The sequence below is a fragment of the Cohnella sp. WQ 127256 genome, from assembly GCF_024519285.1.
In the GTDB taxonomy this organism is placed as follows: Bacteria; Bacillota; Bacilli; order Paenibacillales; family Paenibacillaceae; genus Cohnella.
In genome coordinates this window covers 35375-54197 of the sequence record NZ_JAMZCY010000008.1, presented here as the reverse complement: position 1 = coordinate 54197, position 18823 = coordinate 35375, and the positions used below count along the sequence as shown (strand labels likewise).

8 protein-coding genes are annotated in these 18823 nt (G+C 43.9%); 2 read left to right on the top strand and 6 right to left on the bottom strand.

What is annotated here, in order from left to right; all coding sequences use genetic code 11:
• Positions 1-5: 5 nt before the first annotated feature.
• Complete coding sequence (locus M1K58_RS21935; protein WP_256761028.1) at positions 6-848, bottom strand: sugar phosphate isomerase/epimerase family protein; 843 nt, start codon at positions 846-848, stop codon at positions 6-8.
• Positions 849-1015: 167 nt separating this feature from the next.
• Between M1K58_RS21935 and M1K58_RS21930 the strand changes: the two genes are divergently transcribed.
• Positions 1016-1915: a helix-turn-helix transcriptional regulator gene (locus tag M1K58_RS21930; RefSeq protein ID WP_256761027.1), complete on the top strand. Its 900-nt coding sequence runs from the start codon at positions 1016-1018 to the stop codon at positions 1913-1915.
• A gap of 200 nt (positions 1916-2115) precedes the next feature.
• Positions 2116-4353: a helix-turn-helix domain-containing protein gene (locus M1K58_RS21925; RefSeq protein ID WP_256761026.1), complete on the top strand. Its 2238-nt coding sequence runs from the start codon at positions 2116-2118 to the stop codon at positions 4351-4353.
• A 91-nt stretch (positions 4354-4444) separates the two neighbouring features.
• Here M1K58_RS21925 and hepB read toward each other — a convergent pair whose 3' ends face one another.
• From hepB to M1K58_RS21900, 5 genes are all read right to left on the bottom strand, one after another.
• Positions 4445-9598, bottom strand: coding sequence for a heparin/heparin-sulfate lyase HepB (hepB, locus tag M1K58_RS21920; protein WP_256761025.1), 5154 nt, complete (start codon positions 9596-9598; stop codon positions 4445-4447).
• Between the two features lie 282 nt (positions 9599-9880).
• A complete protein-coding gene (locus M1K58_RS21915) occupies positions 9881-11455 on the bottom strand; it encodes an extracellular solute-binding protein (RefSeq protein ID WP_256761024.1) in 1575 nt (524 codons plus the stop codon).
• A gap of 72 nt (positions 11456-11527) precedes the next feature.
• The gene (locus M1K58_RS21910) at positions 11528-12415 is read right to left on the bottom strand and encodes a carbohydrate ABC transporter permease (protein ID WP_256761023.1); all 888 of its coding nucleotides are present in this window, start codon (positions 12413-12415) and stop codon (positions 11528-11530) included.
• A gap of 21 nt (positions 12416-12436) precedes the next feature.
• Positions 12437-13405 carry an ABC transporter permease gene (locus M1K58_RS21905; protein ID WP_256761022.1) on the bottom strand — a complete coding sequence of 323 codons (969 nt, stop codon included), beginning with the start codon at positions 13403-13405 and terminating at the stop codon, positions 12437-12439.
• A 414-nt stretch (positions 13406-13819) separates the two neighbouring features.
• Positions 13820-18721: an S-layer homology domain-containing protein gene (locus M1K58_RS21900; protein ID WP_256761021.1), complete on the bottom strand. Its 4902-nt coding sequence runs from the start codon at positions 18719-18721 to the stop codon at positions 13820-13822.
• Between the last annotated feature and the right edge of the window lie 102 nt (positions 18722-18823).

The following is an 18823-nucleotide window of genomic DNA, read 5'->3' as shown; positions in this document are numbered from 1 at the left end:
ATTCCTCAATTCATAGTTTGCAAGAGTTTATGCATCAATTCAACATAAAGAGGAAAAATAACGTTCGGCTCCATGCCAGGAACTTGCAGCTCCTTCCGCCATTTGGTTTCCCACTCTAAAGAATAGCTTCCGGAATAACCTGCTTGCTCTAGGCACTCGACAATTGAGGCAATTGGCACCCGTCCCTCCCCGATCTTGGTGTACTTCCAACTCAATTCCAGCGGATCATCAAAAGGGACGCCATCTTTGACATGTACATGAACGCACTGAGACCCGAGTAATGCGATCGTCTCTGCAGGCGTCTCATCCTCTTCCAACGGATGGATAATATCATAAATAACCGCGCAATTGTGTCTGTCCACGTCATCGATCAACTTGCGCAGCGATCGACCGGTTGCAAATTCATTATGTGTTTCAATCCATATTTGCACCCCATATTCCACCGCATAATCGCAAGACTGTTGAATCCGGGTCACGATTTCAGCGTAGGGAATAGCCGGTACTCGATTGTCTCTTCGCGAATTGAAGTAACCCAGAAAAATCCGTACTCCGATAGCCTTCAAATCGTGAGCAAGCAAGACAACCTTTTGAAGGTTATCAAATTGCTCAACATCCCCCTCTTTACCTGTAAAACACACACTAGAGCCAATGTTGGTAATCGGAACGCCCGCTTCCTTAAATTTCCAAATGGCCGCTTTTCGCTCTTCTGCAGTCAGCCTAGTGGATATGCCCCAAGTATCCCCTTCCCTCAGCTCTATTCCGCTAAAGCCGCATTCCTTTGCAATAGCAATCATCTCGTCCAAAGACCAGCCTTCGCAGGGTAGCGTGCTAAATGCTAGTCGCTTCATGCCACTTACCTCCCGGTTCAATGTAGGTAACTTATTTTTCTTATCTATTATTATTGCATCGCATTTCTGAAGCCGCTTTCCCATTTCCGCGTTTTTTTTGCACATTTCCGCGATTCCATGTAGCATGAGCATTAGACTATGATGTATGTATGAATATAGTGGAGGACATGATGTCTAATTTTCCGATTTATACTTATAAAGAGTTACCCGACGACGAGTTTCCTTTTAAAATCGAGGTTCGTACGCCGCTTACGATGAATCGGTCTCTACATGCTCACGAGCATCTGCAGTTGTGCTACATGATGTCAGGTAGCTGTCTACATTGGGCGGCGGGGCAGCAATATGTTTTAACGAAGGGTGATCTTTTCTCAATCCCGCCCTTTCAAGAGCATCAGTTGGGACCCCGTAAATCGATGGATTTCATTATGATTCAGGTTGATTTTATGCCCCATGCAGTGAATGAAAGCTTTCGTGATCTTGCACAAATGAAGACATTTGTTGATTTCGCCTATTTAAGACCCCTTATTTCTGAAGCTGATCTCATGCCAAAAATGGCTCTTCCTCCACCTATACAGTCCGTGGTCGAAAGCTTACTGAACGTCATTCTCACCGAATGGAAGGAACAGGAGGAGGGCTACAAGCTGGCGATTAAAGCTGAGCTGTTGAAGCTTCTCGTCATTACCGGTAGGCAATATTCACGCGATTCCCAAACGCAAAGTCAGCATGAGCGCCAGAAGGTGACGCTACACCGGGAAGCCTTCTATGAAGCTATCACCTATATGGAGAATCAGTACAATGAGGATCTTCACTTAGAGGATATGGCTGCAAGAGCATTGATGGCCCCCTCGTATTTCAGCAATATGCTCAAGCTGGTGAAAGGTAAGTCGTATATCGAGCTCTTATCCTCGATTCGGATTCAGGCATCTATGGAACTGCTTGGGGGAACGGATCTTAACGTGACCGAGATCGCTGCTCGTGTGGGCTACAATCATATTAGTCATTTCAATAGAACGTTCAAGAAGCATACGGGGGTAACACCCGGAGACTTTCGTAAACATCATATATGATTATCACAGAATCCAACCTCCTCATCCTGATTGTTTTCAGGTGAAGGAGGTTTTTGCGCGACTGAAATCGACTCAATCTAAAAAGAAGTGAAACAGTTAAAAATATGATGATATCAACATGCTGCTATTCATGGTTTAATAAAGTTCAGTATGCAATGATGATGTTTTGTTGGAAGAATATCTAGGGCAGGTGAGGATATATGACAAAAAAAAATAAGTCCCCTCAGAAAATATTGTCCGGATTCTGGCTCAAGGATAAGACATCCTCATTATTTATTAGATTATTGGTCAGCTTTCTCATCATTATCGCTCTATTGGTAGCGTTTATTTTATTCTCCGTTGTCTTCTACAGGGGGAGCATTAAAGATGAGATTATTAAATACAATACACTTAGCTTGCAAAAAACAACTGAAAATTACGAGAGCCTTATTGCAATGATCCATAGCTCGGTTTTGAGCTTTTCTTTAGAGCTGCCGGAGGAGAAAGGACAAACCATTGATTATGTGAAAGCAATATCTACGATGCAGAAGCTCAATCACTTATTATCCAATCGATTATTATACTTGGATAACTTACTGCTAATGTATAAAGACCCCGGGTTTGCTCTCGAAAAAAGCCGCGGGGCCGATGTTGACATCATGTTCCAACGCTATTATAACAGTCCGGATTACAGCGCCTCATTCTGGAACGATCAATATGCACAGGCTTACAAGTTCATGGTTCTTCCCGCATCCTCGTTTGCTGAGGTAGATTCTATAAACCGAACAGGCGAACGGATGCTGCTTCCGATTGTCGTCAAGAATGATCAGCTTCCGAACTTCTATTTAATAGCTATGGCCGATGCAGATATGATTTTCTCAAAACTGCACCAGACGATTGATGACAGCTTTTATATTTTGAATGAACGCAACCAGCAATTATATACCTCTTCAAAATCAGAAAAAGTCTCTTTACCCAAGTTTACCGCCGACTCAGGTTATGTCATTAAGGATAACATCTACTATTTCTATATAAGAGGTGCAAGCGGACTAACTTACGTTCAAAGGATTCTAGATACAACGATCTCGAGTCAGATTCGCTGGAACTTCTCGTTCGTGTTTCTTCTTATCCTTACCATTGCCATTAGCGTGATCGCCTCCCTCCTGCTTAGCGTTCGAATCCATACACCCGTCAAACGGATTATCGATGCTATTCAGAAGTGGAACCCCCCTCTGCCTTGGATGAGCGGAATCAAGGAATTCAATATTATTCATAACAAAATAAGTGACATCTTGAAAATGAGCCGGGACATTCATCAGGACATGTCTGAGAAGGAATCTTTGCTTCGTTATTACGCTTATTCCAACGTACTGAAAAAGATTCATCATCAAAATGTGGATAGTGCCACTTGGATTCCAACGGATCGTCCATTTGTTCTGCTATTGTTCCGGGTAAATTACAAGTCTATGCTCTATCGTTTAGAGGTAAATGAGGAGCGCGCTACTTCATTCATCAGAGAATATGTCAATCGGATTATTTCCGAGACCTACTCCGATTCCCTGACCTTCCAGATGGAGAATGATCAAATCCTCTCGATTGTATTCACGGAGATGACCGATCCGAATATTCGACTCACACTTGAAAAAGTACATCATTTACTGGAAGCGGAGAGAGAATACTGCTTCCTTACAATCACATCTTCAGGTGGTACGGAGGATTGGAATGAAGCTTATCAGACCGGCCTCGAGCAGCTTAAAATGCGGAGATTCGATGATGAGACTCAGATTATCGTAGATACCTTGCAGCAAGACGAGAATATTCGCTTGTCACAAGCTCAAGAAGAAGAACTTGATGCAAATCTATATAGCGGAAATGACGCGGACGTGCTCCAACTGGTAAGACGGGTGCTAGGCAAAATGAAAAAGCGCAATGAAAGTGCTCAGAGTGTCCTTCAATTCGCCGAATCCATCGTGCATCGGACACAAAAGATTCTTCAACAGCGTAATATCGACCACACTTCCGCGCGTCATGCGTTATCTGAATTGCAGAATTGCCACACCCATGAGCAGCTAGACAATATAATATCCACCATGATTCAGCAATCCGCACTTCTCGTAAAAGGGCTTAAGGACAAGCGAGACCACATTATTCACTTTGTTTATGAATATCTCGAAGAGAACTATGACAAGGAAATTACCTTGGACGCCGTGGCTAATAAGCTGAATATCTCTCGCAGTTATTTATCAACTTATTTCAAAGAAAAAACGGGCGATAACTTTGTAGATTATGTCAATTTAGTTAGAATCAATAAAGCCAAGGTTCTGCTGCTTAAGCCTGACATTCGTATTCAAGATGCTGCGCAGTCCGTAGGCTACCAAAACATTAATTCCTTCAATCGAATGTTTAAAAAACTCACAGGCTTTACCCCTAGCGAATTCCGTAAAAATGAGCTGCAATAGGCATTCCCGTCTAACGCAGTATCCCTTATACGCCATGTGTCGGAAGTTTCATTAGCCAGCACATGGCGTATCTTCATTCTTCGAGCCCTTGTTAGTGAAGTTTATTCCAAATCCTTAAAAATATCACAGCGGATTCAGCTCTTGTTAATCGTCCAAAAGGAACAAATTGTTTACCTGCCGCTCCCTTTAGAAGCCCCTGTTCATAGAGAGCCTCTACATAGGACTTTGCCCAGCTTGGAATCTGCTTGTGGTCAGAAATAGCCTGTTTTGTTGTACCCTTCTCCAATTCCATCCCTCTTGCGATCATGACTGCCATTTCTAATCGGTTTATTTTCTCTTGTGGACGGAATGTCCCATCCGGGTATCCTTCGATCATTCCCAAAGCCGTTGCTGTATAGATAGCTGATCTTCCCCACTCTGGAATGCTGCTGCTGTCGGTGAATGAAGATATAGCTGATTCTTCTTTAGCTGTAGATAATTGAAGGGTCTTCAGCAGCATGACAATAAACTCTGTTCGTGTTACCTGGCCGTCAGGAACATAGTTATTCACAGAATCGCCTTCGACAATTCCAAGCTCAGCTGCTTTACATATATCAAGCTTAGCCCAGTGATTCTCGATATCCGTAATAGGGCATGCCAAGGTCGGAATTGAAGGGTCTTTAACCGCAATGCGTTTAATGGTTAACGTATATGTCTTAGTGGTACCATCTTCAGCTTTAACGGAAACGATCAGCTTATTGTCTCCGATTAGTAATGGCACTCTTTTTACAGATACAATCGTTTCATCCTTCAGCTTTATAACCGCTTTTGAATCTCTAGAGGCTAGTTGAAGCTCTATCCATTCGGCATCGGTCTCACCTGTATATTGAACAATGTCCGGTGAAAACGCAGGAGATAGAATAAGCGTCTTCCCTTCGGCAACAAGGTTCATTTGGGATAGATTCGAATCTTTACTTAACAATACGCCTGATGTAGTATCCGTCGGTATACTTGCCATACGGGTTACCTTAATGGTATAGGTATTCCTCGTGTTGTCCGCCGCCGATACAATCACCGCTATGGTATTCACCCCAACACTAAGTGAGATCGGTTGGCTCGCCCGGCCGCTTGCAACTGCTATACCGTTTACTTTTACCTTTGCCGTGTTATCCGCCAATTTTGGAGTGACCGTCAAACTCGTAACATGGTTCGCAACACTTTGTGAGTAGCTCATAGTTGTCGTCGCAAAATTCTCATTAAGGGTTCCACTATCGACACTTAAGCCACTTAAGTTCGCATTATTCGATACCGCCGGTCTATACAAGACTGCTTCCCATATTGAATTCCAATCACCTTTCCCAACTACCCGAACATACCTTGCTCCGATCGGTGTAAAGAAGCTATCCTCCAAGCCTCTCGTGGTTCCGCTGTTGCTGCCTTGGAACACAGTCGTCCATTGCTTTTGATCATCCGAGACCCACACATCGAAAAAATGCTTTTCTCCTTCGTACCAGGAGCTGCCCAGTCCGGCCACCGTGTGGGATGCGCCCAGATCAAATTCGATCCATGACCCCTTATCTTCGCCAATCCACATCGTTCCCAAAGTGCCGTCAATAGCCTCTTCTCCCTTGCCTCTAGAGGACCGTACAGCTTCAATCTTGTAATACGGCGTAGCAATGCGCATCTCTTTAATCGATACTTCACCGCTGCCTCCAAGACCTGAGCGATATCCGTTCCCAATTAGCTTAACGAATCTAGCAGATACAGGGGCAAAATACGTTGCTTCATAGGTATCATCGCTGCCTAAACTCTCCCCAGTATATCTGGATGTCCAATCGCTGCCATCTGGCGATGTCAACAGCTGGTATTGATAGTAACGATCCTGCCCATTAAGCCAGGAGAGATCGACATGATCGATCTTCCGAGTTTCACCGAGATCATAGACCAAGTAGGCACCCGGTACACTATCCGTCCATACGGTATTCAGATCTCCATCAGCTGCTTGTAAGGCAACATCTGCGGTCGTACTGGAATCGATCTCGACCACTTTATATTCGGTCACCGGTAGAATCGAAAACACTTTCGCTTTTCGGGAAAATTCATCCCACTTGACCACCGCCCATTTGGCTATAGAGGCGACCTCAAGCGGAATATAAACGACTCCATTTCTAAGGGTTACCGGTGTTTGTAGCGTTGCGGGTTGACCATTGATGGTGATCTCATCACTAGAAATGGTCATCACAACCGTTGTTCCTCGGCGACTCATTGTCAAAGTCGATCCTTGCAGACTGGTTGTCAGACCAAGCTCAGCAGCCAGCCGTTCATAAGGAATAATCACCTGACTGTCACTTAAGCCTAGTTCTGAATTAAAAGCGAAATCAACGCCATTAACTTGCATAACTACGGCATCCTTCTCAGCTTGTACCGGTAATGTTACGAGCGCTACTGGTACGGATAAAGTTCTTGTTGGAGAATGCTGTAAGGTATACGTACCTCCGGTATTAGCAGCAAAATATAACGTACCTTCATCAGGCGTTACTTCATATTCAACTGAAGACGTTTCCCCAGCTTTAGTTACCGTCCAATAGCCAGTGCTTAGGTCAGTCACCAATACACGGACATCCTGGTTCGATACAGGTAGTTTAAAACTCGCCGTGTTGGTAATATCTAGACCACTTTTGGAAAAAAGAACGACCCGATCTTCGATCTTTACACCAACCATCTCATTCGAAACGATCGATTCCGTAGCGAGCGGCTGAGGACCATCCACTGCATCCATTACTTGCATGACATTTAAGAATACATCTGTTTCGGCTTTGTCCTTCGGAGAAACTTCCACACGCCAGGCACCCGCTTCTGTGCTATCCTCGGACCAGGGTTCTTGCGGATAATTGACGTCATCGACGAAAAACTCTTTACCTGTTCCACCAATCTTGGTGATTTCAGCATTATTGCTAGCCGGCAGTAAGGTGCGATTGACCAATTTGCCATTATAACCTTTCTCTGTGCGTTCAAGGGTGACTGTATCGCCAGAGATGTCAGGTTCGTTCTCGCTGTGCAGCAACCAAGTTTTCTTGAAGTTGGCATCAGCAGAAGTTACCTTATCGAATACAACCAACGCAGCGGGATGATCATCATTCTTCAGGTTAAGAAACACAAAAGAACGTTTGAAATCCTCCATCTTGGACGTATACGCTTTAGTAAGGTCTCCCTTTATGTAACTGTAATCTGGTGTAACCGCATCCGGACCGAACTGATGTTTGACGACGTCAGCAACTTCATAATTATTCGAGGGATTAAGCAATTCTTGCATCGTAGCAGGTTCTTCATATAAGAAGCGCTGACCGCCATCATTCGAACCCGCTGGAAAAGTTTCGTTAGGGTCATAGACTAACATCGTATTATGCGCAATCGAGCGTTTATTGTAATTAAGATCGTGGGAACCAAAGTATCCCCCCTTCGTACCTTCATAAATGCCCGAATCAATGGCCAAACCGCCCTTGTAATACAGCTGGAACTGTCCAGCATCCATATGCTGATGGTTCGTGAACAAGGTGGTGCCAACCTTCATCGTCGCAACGACGGTAGAAGACTGTATACCGCCTGTCCAACTCGTACGAGCAGTCATCTGGCCAGAAGGCTCGGGAAAATATTTGGTGAGCGGAAGCGTTTGTTCATTCATTGTCCCCAACTGAGGATTATCAAATAATATTACCCAAAGATCATCCCTGGCTGATTTGTTGTAACTATCTTGCCTCAGAAATTCATGCTTCAAATAAGGATCATTATAGTAGCTGGCAGGCAGCATGTTAGGCATAGGCTCAGACCAATATTCGCCGAATGGCCTTTGTGATTGAAACGTGTCACCGTTACGCATGAGCTGCCCATCGGGACGACGTGCATAAATCCATTCATATGGGGTCATCTGTTGATCGGAATTAAATACATCACCAGCACCCATCCGCTTGAATATCCATGATGCAAACACATCCCATTGATAACGATAAGGTCCGTAGGAATCACCCTGATGCTGAGCATTAGAAGCGTATACATAATTACGCGGCTCCACGTACTCAGCGAAGAACCGCCCAGCTACTAGGTTATATATAGCTGGATTCTCGTCATAAACCGCAATACCAACACTTAACTGATCACGCATCAGTTGAGCTTCGCTGCCATGTCCAACTACGGCACCTTGTTCAATCGCAGGATAACCAATCTCCATACCTTCGGCTATAGACTCAAAGCGCTGAATGAAATGCGATCGCTGTGACGGGGTCATCAGCGGGTAACACCAGTCATATATAATGGAACCCAATGTAATAGCTTCACCAATCGGACGATAATCGTAACGTGGGAAGACGACTGTGTTCAAATAATTGGTCATCATGCTGACGGCCTGCTGGCCACTTTTTTCGTCTGCTTGGAGTAAATACAACAAAGCCTTAGCTTGGATCGTCTTCATAATAACATTGTCCATATTATTTTTTTCTGCGGAACTTGGAGCTGGAAGTTCTCCGGTAAAGCTTTGTCCAGCAGCATCCAGCATATTTTCCCAAGCATCCTTTACTTCCGCATGCGCTATGCGGCTACGGATCTCATCTAGATCAGTTGCCCTAACGAACAGACGTGGATGTTCGGCTGGCGGCAGCACAGGAGGCGCCGGGTATGGATTAACAATTGGTGTTGTGCCGCTATGTTTTCTTAGCACAAAATCATCCAAATAATAATGACCAGTTGATTTATTTGTCCATGTCCAGATTTTAATCTTCACTGTACCCTTCGGTGCAGTGAATTTTTTAGACCGCAGCTTATAGTCTGTCGATGCAGTTGTGAAATCTGGCATTGAATTTTCTTGCAGTTCCTTATTATCTTCATCAAGGCAAGAAACAAAAATGCGACCATTTTGACCGCCATCGACCTTTCCATAGACTTCAAAATAGTAGTCTTCATTCTCTTCAACACCATCGGTAATAATCTGAGCAAATCCTGTATCTCCCGCACTTACCATTACACTGTTTGTACCACTGTTGGAACTGTTACTGACAACGGAGGTGGCATTATCCCAAAATTCCCAGCCTGTATCTCCGGATTCAAAGCCTGGATTTACCACTAAGTTTACCGGTGTCGGTGCGTTATCAGCAGTCGCTAATGAAGCCCCAACTGCTTGAACTTCCTGACTGCCCAATAAACCGTTGGAAATGGATAAAACCATGAGAAAGGACAAGAGAAGCTGCAAGTTCGACCGCCACTTAAGCTTGATCATTTAACTAACCCCTTTTCAAAAAGTAATAAAAGCTGTTAGATATAACCCCTTGCATACAACATATGGCTAGATTAAAAAAATCCACCTCCTATGCCCTCACCATATCTAATTTATGTGTTACTGAATATCGTCGTTATTCTAGTTGCTTCACCGTTTTTACGAAAATCATACTATTAATGAAAAAGTGATCATATCGATGTAAGCGCGTACAAATAAAGGAAATTGCAAAAGCCCGTACAGTCTTCTTGACATGTACGGGCTTTTGCTAAATGCAATTAATACTTATTTCCATTCTCCCTTAATACCTGATGAATCTAAAATTTTATTTACATCGTTAATCATTTCTTTGCCGCCCTTTTTCATATATTCATCGACCATTTTGCTCCAGTTGGAAACAGGCTCCTGGCCCACGATCATCTTCGTTTGCCATTCCTGAGCGATCAGGTTCAACTCCGATTCTTTTGCCGCGAGAACCTCGGAATGAATGCGGTCTACAGGGTTAATATAGAATTTGGTGTTTTTCAACAATTCCGCAGCTGAATTCACGAAGCTCTTAACAAATGGACTGGACACTAATTTTGCAGGCTCGTTTGCTTCATCGTTTGGCGCCCAGCCAGTTACACCACTAAAATAGCTGCTAGGCCGTTTGTCATATAATGCTGCGTCATAAGCCATAACTCCATCCACCATCTGATAACCCACGCCTTCTCCGCCGTTTGACCAGTCGAAATCCGGATTCTGCGGGTTACGATTGTCAACAGGTATGAAAGTGCGGAAGTAATCTTGCATTTGCAGAATCCGATTAATTTTATCCGGATCGCTCTCGAGCTTGGCATTCAACATCGTCAACGTATAATAACCGGGAAGCGATGTGTACCCCTGCTCGCCATCCTCTTGTTTGAAAGCTGGAATAACGGCAAGCTTAGCTGTAGGCATCTGTTCCTTCATACTCTCGAACAAAACTTGATCAACTCCAACAGGCTGTTCATACCAAATCCCGTATTTCCCAGCATAGAAGTCTTTACTGATATCCGTCATCTTAGAGACTGCCCAATCCTTGTGAATCGCTCCTTCTTTGTACAAGTCCGCGAGCAATTGAGTCTGCTCCTTGAACCCTTCAGAAATGATACCTGGGATTAATTGCCCTTGATCGTTCTTGTTATACCATCCTGAATCCCATTGAGCACCCATATGAGCGCCATATACGATTTGCTTGGATAATGCAATCCCGTAAGTATCGTTTTTACCGTTCTTGTCCGGGTCATCCTTCGTGAATGCAATCGCCACTTCCTTCAGTTCATCATAGGTCGTCGGCATCTTAAGATTGAGATTATCCAGCCAGTCTTGGCGAATCACTGGTTTCTTGCCATATTTCGCAGGGAAATATTGCGGAATCGCATAAATTTTTCCATCAACTGTAACAGCATCCCAAACACTTTTCGGTACAAGTTTCAAAGAAGGATACTTATCGATATATTCATTCAACGGAAGGAACGCACCTTGCTTAACCCATTTGAAAAAATTGGCATCCGCACTCTCCATTCCGATGATATCCGTCAAATCCCCAGCAGCCATAACAACCGGCAATTTGGCTCCATATTCATCGTATGGGACAAACTGCGGCTTGTAATCCACATTGAATTTCTCGTTGAGCTTCTTCAGACCTTCACCTGTTGCACTCAGAGGAATCTGCCATGTCCCTTCTATAGAGGAAATGGTGATTTTTGCTGCAGCGCTGCTTGATGCGGGTGAATCTGTAGTCGTTGCACTTGTTTCTGGCACTTTGGTGCCCGATGAGCATGCGGCTAGACTTGCAGTCAAGCTCACAATTAGCCCTATTTCTAGTATTTTTTTCATTTGTATTAACCCTCCTCGTATTTGTTACCTATTCCCTTCGACGCCCAGCAAGCCCTGCCTGTTTAGAAACCATCAGCCTTTAACGGAGCCCAGCATCACCCCTTTCGCAAAATGCTTTTGCAGAAAGGGATATAGAATTAAGATGGGCAAGGTGGCTAATAGAATAGCCGCCATTCCAATTGTTTCACCAGGAGGCAGATGGCCTGATCTCGCTGCATCACGAGCGGCTGAAGCAAGAGAATTCGTCGTGTCGTTCAGAATTACAATTTGCCTCAGGATAACTTGTACAGTCCATTTGGAAGGGTCATTCAGATACAGGATAGCATCAAAATACGTGTTCCAATGTCCTACTGCGTAGAACAATCCAAAAGCAGCAAACGCTGGCTTCGACAAGGGAGCTACGATTCGTGTGAATATCTGCAGGTCATTCGCACCATCAATTAAGGCGGCTTCGTTCAATTCGCTCGGAATGCTGAGAAAGAATTGACGGATGACAATGAGGTTAAACGAATTGATTGCACCTGGAATTATCAGGGCCCAATAACTATTAATTAAGCCGGTGGCTTTGACGATCAAATAAGTCGGGATCATTCCTGCACTGAATATAAAGGTGAAGAGTACAAGGAACAAATACACCTTTTGTCCCCATATATTACGAGTTATAGCATAGGCCATCGTTGCAGTCAAAATGATATTGACAAGGCTTCCAACTGCGGTCACATAAATGGTTACACCGATCGAATGAATAAACGCTTTGGATTTAAGAATGTATGTGTACGCATCTGTAACCCATCTATCCGGCCAAAAAATGAGTTCGCTCAACTTATACTCCTCGTAGGAAGTAAAGGAGATTGTAAACATGTAGTAAAATGGAAAGAGCATCAGCAATGCTAACAAGCCCAGCAAAATGATATTCATGATGTCAGCCAATCGCCCTGACATAGATTTCTGATTATACATGGAACGACACCTACCTTTTAATTAAAAAACGCCTTCTTCTCCAAACTTCTTAGCCATCCGATTCGCAACAAGGATTAGAATTAATCCAATCAGACTCTTGAATAAGCCAACTGCCGTTCCGAAGCTAAAGTCTGCCTGTTGAATCCCCTTGAAATAGACATACGTATCCAACACATTCCCGACATCCATGGTAAAGGGATTTAGCATCAGGAAGATCTGCTCGAAGCCTGAATCCAACACAGTACCGAGACGGAGGATGAACAAAATGACGATTGTGCTGCGTAAAGCAGGCAACGTAATATGCCAGATCTGCCGCCATCGGTTTGCTCCATCCACGACCGCTGCTTCATATAAGCTGGGATTAATGCCCGACAAGGCGGCCAATAGTATAATCGTTCCCCACCCAGCCTCTTTCCAGATAACCTCTAATATAATCAAGGGCATGAACCATCCCGGTTGCTGGAGGAATGAAATCGGATCTATTCCCAGCAGTGAATCTAGTAGGCGATTAACGATGCCCTCAGTCTTGAGGAAGATAGTCACAATTCCGATTACAACAACCCAAGATAAGAAATGCGGTAAATAGATAATGGACTGCACGATACGCTTATACCGCTCGTTCTTGATCTCATTCAGCATAATAGCCAGAATGATTGGGACAGGAAAAGCAAATCCAATTTGTAAGAAGGATAACAAAAGCGTATTCCACAATACCCGTATGACTTCCTGATCACTAAATATGGTCTTAAAATGCTGAAACCCTATCCAATTGCTCTGCAGGAATCCGCGGAACGGACTAAAATCCTGAAAGGCAATGATATTCCCAAGCATTGGAATATATCGGAATAGGATAAAGTAAAGCAGCCCCGGCATTAGAAGCAGAAATAAATACCGTTCTCTCCATAGCCTGATCTTCAGTTTTCTTGTACGAGATACTTGGAGCGAAGGGATTTCAACTGCTATTGCAGGTGCTCCATTGGATTGATTCATGTTGGCCTCACTCCTTTATTTCCTCACAATATCGGATTTATTAAATACTGTGTATCGCTGTTATTCTCAGTGCTTCACTATGTTTACTAAAACCATAAAAATGATGAAAGAGTGCAAAATTCGTTCAAAAAAAACTCGTAAGCATGGAATTTGACAAAATTAAACCTCCTCATCCCGAGTTTCTTTCAGGAGAAGGAGGTTCTAGTGTGCCTATGATCAAGTATGGATAGGAAATCGGAAAAATCTGTTCCAATTGTTCTTCAGTCATGCCAAATCCGCAAATCGCTGCCCTACTCATGACTGGATGTTATCTTTTTCAGAATAGGCTGTGTCTCCAATGACAGTGAAGGCGAAAAATTCAACAATCGGCGTTTAACACCAATTCTATACTAGATTTGTGTATTAATCGTTATACTATTTGTTCTTATGTGCCAACATTTTCAGCAGTACAGTTACAGCCTCTGCTCTTGTCGCATTGTTTTGAGGGGCATATTTGTTATCGCTATTGCCTTGTACAATGCCGGCTTGCTTCACGATCGCAACGCTACCCTTCGCCCAAGCTGGGATGTCCTTATCATCTGCGAAGCTAGTTGTGACATTCGTTTCGATAGGTTGTCCCAGAGCGTTGGCAATCATCACTGCCATCTCCGCACGTGTAACCTCTGCATTCGGACGAAAGCTGCCGTCTTGATTGCCCTTAATAATCCCAGCTTGTACCGCTTGAGCAACAGCTTTCTGTGCCCATGTTCCAATCTTCGCGTTATCTGTAAATTTCAGCTCCGCTCCATTACCTTGCGGCTTCAACGCATTCATCAGCATAACTGCAAACTCTGCACGGGTAACCGTTGCATTCGGCTTGAATGTTCCGTCGGTATAACCCTTGACGATGCCACTAATTACCGCTTGCTTGATGCTCGCTTCAGCCCAGTGTTTCGTGATATCGCTAAGTTTAAATTCAGTCGCAGGATCAGTTTTCGTGTCGGTGGATTGCTCTAGTACTGGCAAGCCTGTTTTCTCATCTACGACAAGTACGGCAAACTTGGTGAAGTGATTAACCTCTACACTGATGCGGTTTTTACTAATCTTACCACCTTCCACCTTCACCCATGCTTTCTTCACTTCATCATAGTAGAAGATCGCTACCGTCTGGCCACTCTTCAATTTCGACGGATCGAACAACATTGTGATCGTGACCATTTTATCGAATTTTTCCGTGAAGTTTTTCAACACCTCGAATACCGAGCTCGCTAGAATCTCTTTACTGCCAAGTAGCCCTTGTGTGCTCAATACTTTCTCGATCGTCAGTTCCAGTTGCTTCTTAGTAGCATTCGCCGGAATGGTGATCTCGATCTCATTATTCAGGCTGACTTCGCCGGCTCTATCTATTGGAAGCGAGAGCTTGCCGTCCTTTGATGTAACTACGCTCGGAGCACCGCCGCCGCCTGGAGGAGGCGTAGTCTGTGCAGTAGCACGAGTAATCGTTACCGTGTAGGTGGTTTCGCTGCCATCCAGAGCCAAGACGACAATTTTTATTTTATTAGAACCTACGTGAAGTGGAATTTCGCTACTCATTACTCCACTTGCTAAGTCGATCGGACCCAGCACAAGTATATCTGAGCTATTGTACACATTCGCTGTCACACTGCGATAGTCAGCATCTTGCACTGTAGCTGTTACAGCAGTACTCGATACCGTGTTCGGCACGCTCGCCGTATAGGAATATACACTTCCGCTCATCAACTGATCTAGCGTAATTTCTCTCAAGCTTAGCCCACTCAAGGTCGCAGATGAGCCATGAGAGTCTAACGTTGTAAAAGTGACATCTTGTCCGTAGAAAATGTTACTCTCACTAATCGCATATGCCCGAGCATAGTAGGTTTTATTGGATTGAAGTCCAACCAGATCAACCGTAAAGGCTCCCACTCCTCCTATAGCGGCTGCTACTGTAGTATCATAAATCGTCGGATTAGCATTCAAGGAATATACGATTCCTCGTTCCGCGATTGTAGCAATTCCATCAGTAATCACGCTTCCTCCAACCGTAGCCGTCACAGAGGTTATCGCATTTACGGTTGTGTCGGTATTGACAGTGACCGATTGATTACCGCTTGGAGCAGCACGAGTTACATTTACCGTGTAAGTCGTTTCGCTGCCATCCAGAGCCAAGACGACAATTTCAATTTTATTAGAACCTACTTGAAGTGGAATTTCGCTACTCATTACTCCACTTGCTAAGTCGATCGGACCCAGCACAATTATATTCCCGCTATTGTACACGTTCGCTGTCATACTGCGGTAGACAGCATCTTGCACTGTAGCTGTTACAGCAGTACTCGATACCGTGTTCGGCACGCTCGCCGTATAGGAATATACATTACCACTCACCACTTGTTCTAGCGTAATCCCTCTTAAGCTTAGCGCACTCAAGCTCGCAGATGAGCCATGAGGGTCTAACGTTGTAAAAGTGACATCTTGTCCGTAGAAAATGTTACCCACACTAAGTGCATATGCCCGAGCATGGTAGGTTTTATTGGATTGAAGTCCAACCAGATCAACCGTAAAGGCTCCTGATCCACCATTGGCGGCTAAGACTTTCGCATCATTGTACGTCGGATCGGCATTCAAAGAGTATACGATTCCTCGTTCCGCGACTGTAGCAATGCCATCAGTAATCACGCTTCCTCCAACCGTAGCCGTCATAGAGGTTATCGCATTTACGGTTGTGTTAGTATTGACAGTGACCGATTGATTACCGCTTGGAGCAGCACGAGTTACATTTACCGTGTAAGTCGTTTCGCTGCCATCCAGAGCCAAGACGACAATTTCAATTTTATTAGCACCTACATCAAGTGGAATTTCGCTACTCATTGCTCCACTTGCTAAGTCGATCGGACCTAGCACAATTATATTCCCGCTATTGTACACGTTCGCTGTCATACTGCGGTAGACAGCATCTTGCACTGTAGCTGTAACAGCAGTGCTCGATACCGTGTTCGGCACGCTCGACGTATAGGAATATACATTTCCACTCACCACTTGATCTAGCGTAATTCCTCTTAAGCTTAGCGCACTCAAGCTCGCAGATGAGCCTAGCGTTGTAAAGGTGACCTCTTCTCCGTAATTAATTGTACCCTCAATAATCGCATATGCCCGAGCATGGTAGGTTGTATTGGATTGAAGTCCAACTAGCCCCACCGTAAAAGCTCCTGCTCCTCCTATTGTAGCTGCTACTTTAGTATCATTAATCGTCGGATTAGCATTTAAGGAATATACGATTCCCCGCTCCGCAACGGTAGCGGCTCCATTCGCAGTCACATTGCCTCCTGCAGTCGCAGTCATAGACGTAATCGAGCTTACATGATCGGTAGCAACGGTTGTCGGTGGGTTAGTGAATGGCACTGTGAACTGATAGGTGTTTGAGATTGTAAAACCTTTAGAATTCATAGCAAGGACTTTCCAGTAATACACCAACCCTTCTTCCAATCCGTTCACGGTATGGGACGTACCACTAATGGTTTTACCGGGATCCACCACCAGCGAGTCGAATGTAAAGCTAGAATCCGTTGCTAGATACAATATATTGTAAATTACTCCTTTCGTGTTTTCCCATTTGAATTTCACATTTGTAGACGAACTGGATCCATCCGCCGGACTTACAAGCTTCGAAGGAGCGGGAAAACCAGCAGGAATCAATAACACAGGATCATAGTCGGCTTTTTTAGTCACAACATAGCTTGTCGGCCCGTTAGGACTAAAGCGGATCGCTTGTTTTTCGGCCACTCTTCCCGAATACGATGATTGCCATTGCCAATCATCATTATTAGTCTCACTACTTTGAAGGGATAAATGACTAGTTGAATATCTCTCATCGAAAGCTAAGAGCAAAGGATATTGGAATTGAATAGATTCATCCGATTCATAGAATATGACTTGAAAAGTTCCAAAGGATTCGTCATCCAAAACCCCATTTGTATATTGGATCACGAATTTCCGATTCGGAGCTTCACCAAGAGTCGCATATAGGACTTTACCATCAGATTTATATAGCGATTGTACAATTTCACTCTTATAATCATCATTGTTAATCCTCAAATATCCATCTTCGCTGATTTCTACTTTACTATATTGGTTATTATGAATGTTAAATGCAAACGGTAGCTGGACAACTTTAGTGGAATTGGTGAATTTGACTTCCGTACCTTGAACCTGTGTTTCTACAGGTTGGTTTAGTGGCAATGCCCTATCGAGAAGTACCTTGAACCGATAAGTGTTCGAGTAAGTTAAGTAACCCGCATCGTTTACAGCAGTGACTTTCCAATAATAGGTCATCCCCATCTCCAAACCTTCCATGTCAAAGGATGTTTGCCCAATTCCGCTCTCATCCTGAACAATATTCTCAAAATTGGCATCCTCGGCGATAAGCAAACGATAAGAAGTGGCACCGATCGCAGCGCTCCATTGGAAGGTATGCTTTGAAGCTGTATAGGAGCCATCCACGGGATTAACCGCCATCGGATTAGTAGGGAAAGCATCAATACTTAATAATATGCTTTCGTAAACAGCCCTCTCATCATAGGCTGCAAATTCATTATCTATATTACTTACCAGTTCATACTCATTCGGATCACTAGGCGTAAACCGAATAGCTTGTTTTTCCGTTACGCTCTTGGTCCTTTGAGAATAGGTTACATTTCTTGGTTCAACTCCGGTTGGACCCTGTATTCCGATTAATGCATTTGTTCCAAATGCATTTTCAAAGTATTCGTAGCCGACAAGCTGCGGATACTGAAATTGAATTTCACTGTTCTCTTCATATAGGATGACTTGAAAGGTTCCAACAGGGGTTGGAGCACCATAGAAAGCCATATTCGTATATTGAATAACGAATTTTCTTTGACCTACTTCTCCTACCGTCTTATAGAGGACTTTACTAATTGGGAGAAGTTCATAATCCGCGAAGTAGGGAGCGATGTAGTGATCAAGTTTCTCCAATGGCAAACTTTCATAGCTTTCATAATCGATAACTGGATCCTCGAACATAAGGTAACCATTGGTTGCAGCATATACATGATCAAATTTCTTGCCGTAAAAATAAAAATCGAATCCAATTGAAATTGCGTCGGATAAGCCTTCATCATCACCATCAAAAACAACTTCCGTCCCTCCGACTACCTGCTCCACCGGCTGTCCCATAGGCAGTAAAGCCGAACTAGCAGCCGAAGCGTTAGACGGACTATATATAGATCCCCAGCTTACGATTAAAGCAAAACATAACAACACTAATAAACTCTTTTTATTACCCTTTGGTCCTCGCATTATCATTTCCCCTTTTTACAACACTCATTTCACACTGTATTAAGCGTAGCATCTTGCTTTCGCTCATTCTATTATCCGAAAGTAGAAAAATAGTTGAAATCG

Bases quoted from the DNA above. Each gene is read 5' to 3' on its own strand.
- M1K58_RS21935 (WP_256761028.1), bottom strand. From the start codon at position 848: ATGAAGCGACTAGCATTTAGCACGCTACCCTGCGAAGGCTGGTCTTTG.
- M1K58_RS21930 (WP_256761027.1), top strand. From the start codon at position 1,016: ATGATGTCTAATTTTCCGATTTATACTTATAAAGAGTTACCCGACGAC.
- M1K58_RS21925 (WP_256761026.1), top strand. From the start codon at position 2,116: ATGACAAAAAAAAATAAGTCCCCTCAGAAAATATTGTCCGGATTCTGG.
- hepB (WP_256761025.1), bottom strand. From the start codon at position 9,598: ATGATCAAGCTTAAGTGGCGGTCGAACTTGCAGCTTCTCTTGTCCTTT.
- M1K58_RS21915 (WP_256761024.1), bottom strand. From the start codon at position 11,455: ATGAAAAAAATACTAGAAATAGGGCTAATTGTGAGCTTGACTGCAAGT.
- M1K58_RS21910 (WP_256761023.1), bottom strand. From the start codon at position 12,415: ATGTATAATCAGAAATCTATGTCAGGGCGATTGGCTGACATCATGAAT.
- M1K58_RS21905 (WP_256761022.1), bottom strand. From the start codon at position 13,405: ATGAATCAATCCAATGGAGCACCTGCAATAGCAGTTGAAATCCCTTCG.
- M1K58_RS21900 (WP_256761021.1), bottom strand. From the start codon at position 18,721: ATGCGAGGACCAAAGGGTAATAAAAAGAGTTTATTAGTGTTGTTATGT.